This window comes from Paraburkholderia ginsengisoli NBRC 100965 (genome assembly GCF_000739735.1).
GTDB classification, from domain to species: Bacteria; Pseudomonadota; Gammaproteobacteria; order Burkholderiales; family Burkholderiaceae; genus Paraburkholderia; species Paraburkholderia ginsengisoli.
In genome coordinates this window covers 16,475-29,275 of sequence record NZ_BBJF01000032.1, presented here as the reverse complement: position 1 = coordinate 29,275, position 12,801 = coordinate 16,475, and the positions used below count along the sequence as shown (strand labels likewise).

The 12,801-nt window shown below is 60.6% G+C and carries 4 protein-coding genes; all 4 read left to right on the top strand.

The features are described 5' to 3' along the window. The first annotated feature begins 542 nt into the window (after positions 1 to 542). On the top strand, positions 543 to 785 hold the full coding sequence (locus tag BGI01S_RS28520; protein WP_042329769.1) for a hypothetical protein: 243 nt from the start codon (positions 543 to 545) through the stop codon (positions 783 to 785). 308 nt (positions 786 to 1,093) lie between these two features. Then, positions 1,094 to 2,617, top strand: a complete 1,524-nt coding sequence (locus BGI01S_RS28515; protein ID WP_042329768.1) for an acyltransferase domain-containing protein — start codon at positions 1,094 to 1,096, stop codon at positions 2,615 to 2,617. Between the two features lie 86 nt (positions 2,618 to 2,703). After that, a complete protein-coding gene (locus tag BGI01S_RS28510) occupies positions 2,704 to 8,754 on the top strand; it encodes an SDR family oxidoreductase (protein WP_062857798.1) in 6,051 nt (2,016 codons plus the stop codon). Next, positions 8,751 to 12,785: a cytochrome P450 gene (locus BGI01S_RS28505; RefSeq protein WP_042329771.1), complete on the top strand. Its 4,035-nt coding sequence runs from the start codon at positions 8,751 to 8,753 to the stop codon at positions 12,783 to 12,785. The genes BGI01S_RS28510 and BGI01S_RS28505 overlap by 4 nt, the downstream gene beginning before the upstream one ends. Positions 12,786 to 12,801 lie beyond the last annotated feature (16 nt).

Below are 12,801 nucleotides of genomic sequence, written 5' to 3'. Positions count from 1 at the left end.
TGCCAGCCTGCCTAGGCCAATCCGCGCGGCGGGGTACCTGGCAGAATCAAAAGACAGCGATTACCGAAAATTCGCATACGTTTTGCCGTGCCAATTCGCATTGGCATTGTCACTACGCCTCACGACGATGACAGATACAATTTTTCTCTTGCAATATTACTGAGCGCCAAGGAGCGAGGGATATCAGACTTCTTGGGCACTCGCAACGCTGTCGTCTTGTATTCATTCTGTTTGAACGAACCGGCCTACGTCACAGCATAAATCTTTAAGACAAACTGCATGAATAGCGAAGCCTCGTTAAGTAATCCAGCGAACTTTATTATATCGAATTATTGAATATATTAGTCGGAATTTTGAACGCTGCTGGCGCATAGTTTGCACATGTTGCAACGTCGTCCAATGAACTTCGTGGCGGGTTAGGTGCAATCATTTTGAAATGCATAGGATAGCGGACGATGTTCTGAATTGATTTGCAATGCGTTGACGCGTGGCAAATTGGTACCCAGCCAGATGGGCCATCTGGCATTTATCGGAGAATCTCTATGAAAGAACTTAATCAACAGGAAGTCGCTCTGGTCTCTGGCGCCTATTATGGCGGCGGAAGTATTTTCGATGCTCTTGGAAATGTTAGTGAAGCAGTCGGCACCGCTGGAGAAACCATCGGCAACGCTCTGACTGGTGGGTTGTTTGCTCCGCTGGGCAGCGCTGCGTACAGTCTTGGCGAAACGTTGACGACCGCATTCGTAAATGTGGGCAATTCGCTGATCGGCGGCCAACATTACTAATCTGACGTAATGGCAGTAACCAGCAGTCGCAGCATTCTCGCGACTCTGGAAGCAACGCTCCGGCATGGACGAATTCAATCCGGATATGCCGGGGCGTTCTGGTGCCACCTTCCAGATATTCCTGGATGAAAGGTCAACTTGAATTCGCGATTAAAAGACGGAAATGGTTCATCCACCGGAATTGTTTAAAGCTCCGAAATTCAAAGGATAACTGTAGCCCGGCCCCAATCGAATTTTTTAAGTCAGATAAAAATCCACGTGATGATAACTGGCGCACGATCGTGCCGAATGACCAAGAGCCTTTCTGTATGAGTCAGATCGCATTCCTATTCCCAGGGCAGGGCGCGTTTTATGTCCGGGCTTTGCGCGCTACAAGGCTGTCATATCGCGGCGTTGAGCAAATCTTGAATACCGTTGAGGGGGTGGCGCAGCGTCGGCTCGCCCGCTCGCTGCTGGAGATAATCTGGAGCGGGGATGGCCAAACGGAAAAAATTCTGCAAGACGCTCCTGATATTTTTCAGCTAGCCATTTACACCATTTCAGTTTCCAACTTTGAAATTCTCCGTGCGGAGGGTATCAGCCCAGAGGTGCTGGTGGGGCACAGTTTTGGTGAAATTGCAGCATTGGTATGTGCCGGCGTTTTCTCTGTTGAGCAGGGCGCCGAGATTGTTTGTGACCGCATCGAATCGCTGGCCGCGGCCGCGCCGCATCACGGATGTATGGCGGCGGTGTCGGCCGGAAGGGAGTCCGTGCGTGCACGGCTGGCAGATTTTTATCTCGATCGCGATGACGAGGAGGACGCCCGGATTCAAATCGCCGTTGAGAATCACCGCTCCCAGACGGTGGTTTCGGGGCACGCCGACAATGTGGCGGCATTCGTCGTTCATTGTGGCAAGGACGGCATCGCGGCCCAGCGGTTGAAGTCGCCGTACGCCTTTCACCATACCAGTCTTGCCCAAGCGGCCAATGCTTTCTCCTGCCGAGTGAAATCCTGCTCGCCCAGATTGCTGGAGCGTGCTGTCTACTCGCCAATTCTGGGGCGGTATTACCGGAACTCAGACAATTTTGGGGACTGCCTGGCTCGGCATTTAACAATGCCCGTCAAATTTCACGATGGCATTCGTTTCCTGCAATCCGAAGGCGTTGGCGTCTATGTCGAATGTGGTGCGCTCGATGCGCTCAGCAAAATCGTCATCCGTATCACTGGACCGGGGACAGTCAAGACTTTTCCGGGTGTCGTGAACGCAGCTGACGAGCCGGGCAATATCAGAAAAATCACTCAATATTTCAAGGAGATTAATACTGTGAACGTCAACGTTAAGGCCGAAATGATTCAGCCTGATTTTGAGGTATTCTGGCGCGATAGCGGTGCTGCTATCACGGCTCAAATCAAGCTGCAGTTCGAACAATTCGTTCAACTGAATAATCAGCGGGAAAAACAGGTATCGCAACCGGTGCGATTAGTGGATACGAAGGCGGATCAGGCAACGATCCACGGTTCGCCTGTCGCTTCTGGCGCGACTCCTAACGTATTGTCAAGTGCATCGAACGAGTCTGTCGTAATTCCACGCAATCAGTTATTTGATGAGCTCGTCGCTATTTACGCCGAAGCGATGGAATACCCCATTGAAGTCTTTACGGAAGAGGTCGAGCTTGAGGCCGAACTCGGAATAGATTCCGTCAAGCAAACCGAAATTATCCAGCGCATTAGCAAGCTATACCGGTTGCCGCCGTTGCCTGCCAGTTTCCGCTCTGGCGACTTCAAGTCGATGGGACAGATCGTGGACTTTGTCTACGCGCATCAAGGCGCGGCAACTATGGCCGGCAATTAGGACAGAAGATCTCAGGCGAGGAGTGGCCGCCAGGCCACCGGCGCTATGCAGCGGTATTTTTCATGGTGGTTCTGGATAGGCATGCTATGTCGAGCTTCAATCTGAAGGGTAAGCTGGTTCTGGTGACGGGTGGGGCGAAAAATGTCGGTAAGACAATCTGCCGGCGTTTTGCTGAGCAGGGCGCCCATGTCATTGTGAATTTTTTCCACTCGCTGGATGCGTCCAGGGAGACGGCGGCGGAGCTGCGAGCCCTTGGCGCCACCGTCGACGTGATTCGGGCATCGGTGGCCCAGCAAGCTCAGGTCGACCGGATGTTCGATGAGATCGAAGCAAAGTATGGTCGGCTAGATATTCTGATCAATAACGCGGCATCCGGTGCACTGCTCGGCGTGGACGATATCGCTGCCGAACATTTCGATCGTGCGCTGGATACCAATCTGAAGGGAGCGTTCTGGTGCGCACGACGCGCGGCGGCTCTGATGGCACGTTCGGGTGGCGGAGCCATCGTGAATGTGTCTTCGGTGGGTTCGACGCTGGTGCCAGCCAACTATCTGGTGGTAGGGACGGCGAAAGCCGCGCTGGAGTCGCTGACCCGTTATCTGGCGGTCGAATATGCGTCGGACAATGTACGGGTTAATAGCGCCTCGTCAACGTTGATCGACGGCGACGTGGCTATGCAGTTTCCGGACCACGAGAATACCCGGCGATCAAGCATTGCGGCCACACCGTTGAAGCGGCTGGCTTGCGCCGAAGACCTGGCCGATGTGGTGGTGTTTCTGGCATCGGATTCGGCGCGCTGGGTGACGGGTCAGGTGGTGGTGGCTGACGGTGGACTATCGCTATGTAGCGAAGGGCTTTCTCCTCGCGTCGAGTGGGCCGCGCAGGCGACGGCACCGCCCGCGCCCGCGGTTTCGCAGATGTCGCCGCGCGGCGGTCTCACGTTGGTGGCGGACGACGCGGAGGGCGACGAAGTTGCGGTCGTGGGCATGGGGTTGGCGCTTCCGGGTGCCAATAGTCCTCAGGCATTCTGGAGGGCACTCCTCGAAGGGCCGGAACTGTTTGGCAACGTGCCTCCAGACCGTTGGGACTATCGGTCCTTCTATTCGGCGGATCCATCGGCCGAAGACAAAAGTTACCAGTCCCGTTCAGTGTTCATCGACAGTTTCAAGGCGGTGCCGCGTCTGCAGTCCGAAATGGACGCAGGCGTGGAGCAGCGGGAACTCACTACGCTATGGCTGCGCCACTCCTTGCTTCAAGCGCTTGATGGCGTCCGGATACGCAACAGCGATCGCACTTCGTTTCTGGTCGGCTACACCGCGGACGGCAGTCAGCATCTTGAAGAAGGGATGGTGCTCGCGGCTACACGGGCACGTCTTCGCGGCGTACTTGACGAGTCCGGCGTCTCGCCGGAGGAACGCGACGCGTGTCTGTCGCATGTCGATGCGGTACTGACGGCACGCTATGCACGCGGGGCCGGTGGTCTCCCGGAATTTTTCCCTCATCGGGTCGGACTCGATGCAATGAAGGGAATACTTCCCGACGACGCCGAATACATGATGGTCGATACCGCGTGTTCATCGTCGTTGTACTCGGTCGATCTCGGTATCAAAGGGCTGCTACTCGGCAAACACGACCTTGTCGCTTGCGGCGGGGCGTTCGCTCTGGGGCCTCGCGGCTCGATCCTGTTCTCGAAACTGCACGGATTGTCGCGCAGCGGCGAAGTCCGGCCGCTTGATCAAGCGTGCGACGGCGTACTGTTTGCCGATGGCGCCGGCGTCGTGATCCTGAAACGCCTGAAGCGTGCTCTCGCCGATGGTGACCGTGTGCTAGGGATACTCAAGGCTTTTGGCTCGTCTTCAGATGGCAAGGGCAAGGCGATCTACGCGCCGAACTCCGCCGGTCAAGGTATCGCAATCCGTCGCGCCTATGAACAGCCTGGCGCAGCAAAGGAGCAGATCGACTGGGTTGTAGCGCATGCCACCGGAACGCCAGCGGGCGATCTGGCCGAGTTCCAGAGTTTGAGGGAAATGATCGGGCAGCACCGGCCAGTCCAGCTGACCTCGAATAAATCGCTGGTTGGCCACACAGGCTGGGCTGCGGGCGTGGTGTCGCTGATTCAGGTATTGCTGGGATTGCAGCACGACAGTATTCCGCCGCAGCATCGCTTTTCGGATGCGCCCCGCGAGTTCGAACTGGAGACGACCGGTCTCACCATCCCGAAGCAGGCGGTCGACTGGCCGCGCGAAGCGGACAGGGCACGTGCCGCAGCGGTTTCCGGTTTCGGGTTTGGCGGCACAAATGGCCACCTGGTGGTGAGCGAGTACCGGCCCGATCTTCCTGTTACCCCTTCGGTCAGGCCTCGCCCCGAAGAGCCGTTGGCAATCGTGGGCTGGTCGGCGAAATTCCCTGGCCTCGATGGTCGCGATGCAGTGTCGGCATGGTTACGCGGTCAAGGTCCAGCGCCCCACGCAAGCTTCGGCCTTACCTATCCGTTACCCGGCTTTGATCGTGTGCGTATGCCGCCGGCCGTACTGCGCGCACTTGACCGTTGCCAACTGATGGCGCTCGACGTTGCGCACGATATGCGCGAACAGCTTCGGCCCTTCTGGAATGCGCACGCCGATACGATTGGCCTCGTGATGGGTCATATGGGTCCCACGCGCAACGCAGCGTTGTATGCGAGCCGCTGTTATCTCGACGACATCGAGATAGCGATTCTCGGCGATGCCGGCACCGTAGACATCCGTTGCATGACGGACGCCTTGTCGAGTTTGCGCGCGAAGACACACAGCCTGGTGCCTTCAACCACCGAGAATTCATTTCCCGGCATGATGCCGAATGTGATTCCGGCGCGAGTCGCCAACTACCATGACCTGCACGGCATGAACATGACCGTCGATGCAGGGCACGCGTCGACCTTGGCCGCCTTCGAAGTTGCCGGGCGTTTCCTGCACAGTGGCGAACTGGATATGGTGATCGTCGGCGGCATTAACGGGAACGTTGCCGAGGAGGTTCAGCCTGCCTTTGACACCGCGTTGGCCGAGGGGGGCGTGCTGTTCGCCGTGACGACGAAGACGCGTGCCGAGGCTGCGGGACTGCCTGTGCTGGCATGGGTCGAAAGCGACAAGGCGCGCACGGATGGAACGCCCCCACCTACGCTGTGCGACAGCGGCGGCCGGCCAGTGACCTATGCGGGTGCCGACGCTGCGCTGGCTGTGTTAAGTGCTTTGGTGCGGGATGAGGTCACGGCCACCGTGACAACGAGTAACCCAGGCGACCGCGCCCGCTTCGCACTCCGGTTGAGTCGTGGCAATGTGTCGCCAGGCATTGGCCCGGATCTCACGAGTCCTCATGTGGCGCACGGATACGGGCGTGCGACGCCGACCTCGACGGCGAAGCAGGAGATTGTCAATGCAAGCGCGGCGTCACAGGGAGTATCGCCCGAGCCAGTAACCAGGTCCGTCCCCGCTCCGCAGACGCATACACCTGCTGCTCCCGTTGCGCTGGCAGAGAGTCTGTATCAAACCGGTATCGCAGCCGACGGCGAACCCTTGGGCATCAAGCGTTATCGCATTGATTTGCAGGACATGCCCTGGCAGCCAGGCGGTACGCCGGTCGCGTTTTTCCCCGCCAAATGCGTGGTAGTGACCGACGCTCCCGGGTTGCTGATGGATCTCCAATCGCTGCCGTCCGACCTGATCGTCATGTCGACGCAGCCGCTTCCCGAGATGCGATCCGGATGGCACCACGTGGCAGCATCCGACCAGGCGCTGCTGGGCAATTTACTATCGTCCGACGTTCAGCATGTGCGGCTGTTGACCTCGTTGCACGTCGACAGGCTGGTTCCGGGCCGTCTGTCCGGTCCTGTGCCTGCTCTGCTGGCGCTGCATGACCTTGTCTTCCTGACATTGAAGCGCTGCCATGACGGATTGTCCCGGCACGGCTCGTTTCTGGCTCTGATGCTTGACGCTGTGGCGGACACAGTGCTGCATCCCGAGGCCGGTCTGTTCTCCGGCCTAGCAAAGGCGCTCGCCATCGAATTGCCGGAAACGCGTGTGCTTGCGGTATTCACCGACAGCGCCGATGTTCGCCAGGCCGTCGCGCAGGCCGAGCATGAGAGCGGGGCGCAGCACCTGCTGCCAGTGGTCGCGTTGAGCGGTACACGCCGGCTGACAACCCGCGTGACGGAGGCGTTGGGCGAGCTGCCGCCCGACGGGCTGGCGCGGCTCGGGCCCGACTCGGTCGTGGTCGCATTCGGCGGGGCGCGCGGCATCACGGCCGAATTGATGAAAGCTGTGGCCGCACATTACCGTCCCACCCTCTACTTGGTGGGAAGCAGCCGGCTCGACGAGTATCCGCCCGAGACCTTCGCCGGTAGTGACGAGGAATTCGCCCGGCGGCGGCCGCAGTACATCCGCGAGCAGAAGGCGCTGCATCCAGCGATGCCGCTGCCCCAGATCACCAAGGCGTTCGAGCGGCAGGTAGAGGTGCGCACGGCACGCCGTAACATCGAAGCAATGAGAGCGCATTGCGGCGTGGACCGCGTGCACTACCTGAGTGCCGATGTATTCGATGCGGACAGCGTTCAGGCCGCGGTACGGCAGATCACTGCACGTGAAAGCCGGATTGATCTGGTTGTCAACGCCGCGGGTCTCAATCGTTCGGCGTCCGTACAGGTCAAGTCGTATGCAGACTTTGTCGCGGTACGCGACATCAAGGTGCGGGGATACTGGAACCTTCGCGAAGCATTCGCTGCTAGCCAGCCACGCGCCTGGTGCAACTTCGGGTCGTTCATCGGACTGACCGGGCAGGCCGGCGAGACCGACTACGCGTCCGGCAATGACTTTCTCAACACGCGTGCCGCGTATCACCGTGCCGCGCTGGGTTACGACGAATTTACGATCGGCTGGACGTTGTGGCACTCGGTGGGACTGGGCGCGAATCCGGTCACCCGCGCCTTCCTCGAAAAGAGTGGCCTGTTTACCAGCATGCGCACGGAAGAGGGGATTCATCACTTCCTGCGCGAGATCAATCTTGTCGAGCGTGCGCCCGCGTCCGTGCATCTCGGCGTGCCCGAGAAGCGCGCTATTGAAGCTCACCTGCCAGCTTTCTTCGATGCTCCGATGCCGTCGTCCGGCGGGACCGACGGCATCGGAGCCGGCGAGTTCTATCTGGGACGCGAACTCCAGCGTACTGCCGACAGCGTGACGTTCGAGCGGATGTTCGATCTCCAGACCGACGCATACCTGCAACATCATGTGGTCAATGGTTTTGCGACGCTGCCGGGGACGTTCGTGCCGGAGCTGGCCGCCGAAGCTTCGTTGAAGTTGATACCTGGCCTGAAGGTGGTGGGGTTTCAGGACGCCGTTTTCCATCATTTCCTGAGGGTCTACGATGTCAAGCGGCCGGGTGTGAAGCGGATCCACGCGCAGATTGTCAAGCGCGATGGCGAACTGGTGACTGTGCAGGTCCGCGTCACCGGAGACGTGCTGGCGCCAGCCGGCCAGGTGCTGGTGCGCGACAAGCTGCATTTCGAAATCAAGGCGCTGCTTGCGCCACGTTATGAGCCGGCACCGAGCTGGTCGCATTGGCCTGAGGAGGGACACACGCCGGTTGCCGATCCTTACCACTTCGAAGCGGCGCCGGTGCACCTGGACGGGATGTTCGTATCGACGACCGGCACGGGCTCGTCCCAGCTCGGCAAGCGGGCTCGCTACCAGCCTGGCGTGCCCGCAGACGATCCCGTGTTCTCGCGTTTCGTCGTGCCCAGCATCATGCTCGACGGACTGGCCCGGATCGCCGTGCTCAACTACGTGGCCGACGACTATATCCCGCTGGCGGCTCCGACCACCATCCGGCGCATCGACATCTACGAAGACGGCAACGATTGCGAGCTGTCGCGTCGCTACAAGCGCATCGACCTGTATGCCACGCCGCGCGAATTCGCACTTGAGGGTGCCGGTTCACGCAATCGCTTCGTGGTGGCCAGACCCGATGGCCGCATGCTGATGCAGATGAAAGATGTCACCGGCGTGATCATCGGCTATGTGCATCGCGTGAGTGGCGCCTACGTCGCAAAGGCTGAGGTCGACGCGCTGGTCGCAGCGCGTTCTGCTTCCAACGCGCTCCCGGCATGAACACGAAACAGCGGGCGCCCGGCCCGCGCGGCAGCCTGGTGATGGGCAACCTCGAGGAGTACAAGCGAGACCCGATCACCATGCTGCTGAAGCTTCAGCAGCAGTATGGGGACATCGCGCGCAATCGGCTCGGCCCCTTCCTGACTCATGCGCTGGCGCATCCCGATCATGTGCAGTACGTGCTGCAGGAGAATCATCGCAACTACGTACGTGGCCGTTTCTACGAGAGCTTCAAGCTGTTCTTCGGCGATGGGCTGCTGACCACCGACGGCGACTTCTGGCGACGTCATCGCCGCGCGGTGCAGCCGTTGTTTCACAAGAAGCAGGTCGAAGAACATATTGCCGCCGTTGGAGATGCCGCGCTTGCGCTCGTGCGTCGCTGGCAGGCATTGCCGTCCGGCGAACCGGTCGAAGTCGTGGAGGAGATGATGCACCTGAGCTTGAGCATGCTCGGGCTGATGGTGTTCAACACCGATATTTCGCAGCACGCGCAACAGGTTGGACCGTCGGTGCGCTTTGGCATTGCGGCGATGATGCCGCAAGGCAATATGAACGACTTTATCCCTCGCTGGATGCCGACGCCGTTCAATCGCCGCATCGCTCAGGCCCGCAGGAATCTCGACGTGATTATCGGGAAAATCGTCGAGGACCATCGCGCCGGACATTGCGAGGCGAGCGATGTCATCTCGCTACTGCTGAACTCGCGTCATCCCGAGACCGGGACGCCGATGAGCGAACAGGAAGTCCACGACGAGGTGATGACAGTCTTTCTCGCCGGGCACGAGACGACCGGCAGCGGCATGGCGTGGGCGTTGTATGCGCTTGCGCAGTACCCGGCCGTGCTGCGCAGGCTGCGCGATGAACTCGACGCCCGGCTTGGCGGGCGTGCACCCACGCTGGAGGATCTGGAGGCGCTGCCTTACCTTACGCAGGTGGTGGACGAAGTGCTGCGCGTCTATCCGCCGATCTGGGGCTTCACGCGCGATCTGGCGGAAGACGACGAGATTGGCGGCTTTCACATTCCAGCCGGCTCGTCGGTTTTCATGTCGCCTTATGTCACGCATCGGCATCCGGCGTTCTGGAACAATCCAGAGGCGTTTGACCCGGAGAACTTCGCCAGCAACGCGCCGAACCGTCACAGGTTCGGGTACTTTCCGTTCGGCGGCGGCATGCGCAAGTGCATTGGTTTTCAGACTGCATTGCTGCAGATGCGCGTGCTGACGGCAGTGGTCGCGCAGCATTTCGATCTGAACGCATTGCCGGGTCATCCGATCGAGCGAGGCGCGCTGATTTCGCTGAGGCCGTTGCAAGGCATACGCCTCATCGTTAAGCCGCGTCAGCGCCAGAGTCCCACGCAACGCCCGGATCCCGGCATGGGGGCCGCGTCTCCCACTTCGGACGCGGCCTGCGGTGCAAAACCGCAACGGGAAGTTACGAGCGGTTGCCCGTTTGCGGAGGCTCCGGCCTTGCCTTCCTCCGGGCCCTTGTCCGACGAAGTAGTCGTGGTGAAGCCAGCCAACCCCGAGCCACGGTCTGCGCCTGTCTTGCCACCAGCTGCCACAGGCATGGTGCCGGCCTTGCGCTTCACCTGGTTTCCGTCCGAAATAGAAGCGTTGCCCTCGACGCCTTCGCCGGCGTTAGGTGGCAAACGTGTGGTCATCGTCAACGGACGAGCCGGCACGGCCGAGCGCGTGGCGGTGGCGCTTTTGCGAGCATGCGCGAAAGCCACCGTGTTTGCTCCCGGCGTCGACGCGGATCCTGTCGAGGCAGCGAAAGCGCTGGTGAAGCAATCCGGACCATTCGACGGCATCGTCGATCTTGGCCTCGAAGAGTCTTTTTCGCTAGCGGCGGCGAACCAATGGGAAATGCCGATGCGCCATAGCATCGCCATGCTGCAGGCATGCTATGGCGACTGGGAGGTCGAAGAGAGCGCGTCGCGTCTTTTCTACATGGCAGTAACGTGGATGGACGGATCGATGGGTTACGGCGACGCCGTTGCGCAACCGCTGGGCGGCTTGTGGTCGGGGCTCGCCAAGACGCTGCCGCAGGAGGTGCCCAACTGCAATGTGCGCGTGCTCGATGTCGCCCCCAACGAAGCCGGCAGGGTCGATCAGTTGGTCGTGCGCGAGCTGTATCGCTGGGGCCTGTTCGAAGTCGGCTATCGCGCCGGGCGCCGCTATACGTTGAAGGCGCGACGCAGCGAACTCCCTGCGTTACCGGCTGGGTCCGCGCCCGATCTGGGACCGGGCGACGTCGTACTGTTTTCGGGCGGTGCCCGCGGCATCGGTCTTCTATGCGCGAAGGCAATGGCCGGCCGTTATGGTTGTACCGTGATCATCACGGGGCGCGAACCACTGCCTGACGGCAGCGAACCGTGGATGACGCTCGACGACGCGGGCTTCAGCCGCTACGGCCAGGAGCAACTTCGCCTCGCAACGCGGGAACGCACGCCAAAGCGTATTCGTGAGGAACTGGCGCGACTGCAGCGTCGGCGCGAACTGAAGGCTTCCCTCGACGAAATTGCATCGTGCGGGTTGCCCGTGCAATACCGTGTCTGCGATGTGACCGATGCCGCCGCCGTGCGCGCGTTGTGCGGCGAACTGCGCGACGTTTTGCGCGTCGTCGTCCATAACGCCGGCGTGGACCGGCCCGTGCGTTTGCCGCAAAAGAGCGCTGACAGTTTCATCGACACCGTGCGTACCAAGGTTGGCGGCTTTGCCAATCTTTGCGCGGCCGTAGCTGACTGTCCGCGTCTCGTGCAGTTCTGCAATGTCGGATCGCTGACCGGGCGGTGGGGCGGCATGACGGGTGAAACCGATTATGCGGCAGCCAATGAGGCACTGGCGCGGCTCGGCCTGTGGGCGCAACGTCACGCGCTGCCATGCAGCGTGAAGACGCTGGTGTGGCCGACGTGGGACAGCGTCGGGATGATCACCAACTTCGCCGTCACCAAACGCTATGTCACGCCGATGGCAGCCGATGAAGGCGTGCGCCATTGGCTGCGCGAGTTCGCCAGCCGGGACAGCGGCGAAGTGATGTTCATGGGCGCAGTGGGGCCCGCGTTGACGCCTGTCCAGCTCAAGGGGTTCAGCCCCATCCTGGAGTTGCCGAACATTGCCGATCTCGTGACACGTCATCATCACGCCGGCGAGCCGCTACGGTTTCGACCGTTCAGGTCTTTCGCGACGCGCTATCGCATCGACCCGATCGAAGTGCCATTTGCGCAGGCGTTTCGCTTCGGCGGACGGCATGCGTTGCCGGCATCGATGCTGATCGAGCATGCTTGTTCGGTCGGCGCGTGGGTCATGCCGGCGACTGTTGAGCCACAGCGTCTCGATGCGCTGATCAATGTCGCGGTCCATCTGCACGCGTTGCCGTTCGAAGGCGAGCCTGAGGCCGGGATCGACGTGCTCAGCGAGGCAAAAGGCTACTTGCTCGGCGATCTCTGGCACGTGGATGTGCATTGCGCGCACGCTGCCACGCAGGTCGGGCTGCTGAGCCTGACGCTGGTTTATCGGGCTGGCGCGGCGCCGTCTGTCCGCCGGATCACTTGGCCTGCCGAAGGCCTGATGGCAAAAGAAGCGTTGCCGTCGTCGACGGCCGCGGCGTGGAATGCCCACGTGCTACCCGCGGCCGACTGGCAGGTGCCACTGGATCGGTCGAAGGGTATTGGCCGTATCGGCTGCGCTGTTCCGGCTGATGCCTCCGACCTGTGGGCCATTCCGTTTCCACCCGATTTGCGGCTGCCGGCCAATCACCTCGAAAACATCCTGCGCGCGGTCATCGCCGACAACACGGACAGCGGCGAAGCCTTGCCGCATGAATGGCGCATCGATCGCATGGCGCTCAGCGGTCTTCCTCCGTCGAGCGCCGATGCTGTCGTGCAGTACACCGACGGCCGTTTCGACGTGGTCGATGCACTCGGCCAGGTGTTGCTTGAACTGCAGGGGGTGACACTCGAAACGGTTTCATCCGTCGTCCCGGCAGCGCCGCCAGCGACTGAGGCTCTGGCCGTTTCGCCCCTCGGTTGATTTACCCGCAAAAGGA

Excerpts from the sequence above, each read along its gene's own strand:
- BGI01S_RS28520 (WP_042329769.1), top strand. The coding sequence starts at position 543 with ATGAAAGAACTTAATCAACAGGAAGTCGCTCTGGTCTCTGGCGCCTAT.
- BGI01S_RS28515 (WP_042329768.1), top strand. The coding sequence starts at position 1,094 with ATGAGTCAGATCGCATTCCTATTCCCAGGGCAGGGCGCGTTTTATGTC.
- BGI01S_RS28510 (WP_062857798.1), top strand. The coding sequence starts at position 2,704 with ATGTCGAGCTTCAATCTGAAGGGTAAGCTGGTTCTGGTGACGGGTGGG.
- BGI01S_RS28505 (WP_042329771.1), top strand. The coding sequence starts at position 8,751 with ATGAACACGAAACAGCGGGCGCCCGGCCCGCGCGGCAGCCTGGTGATG.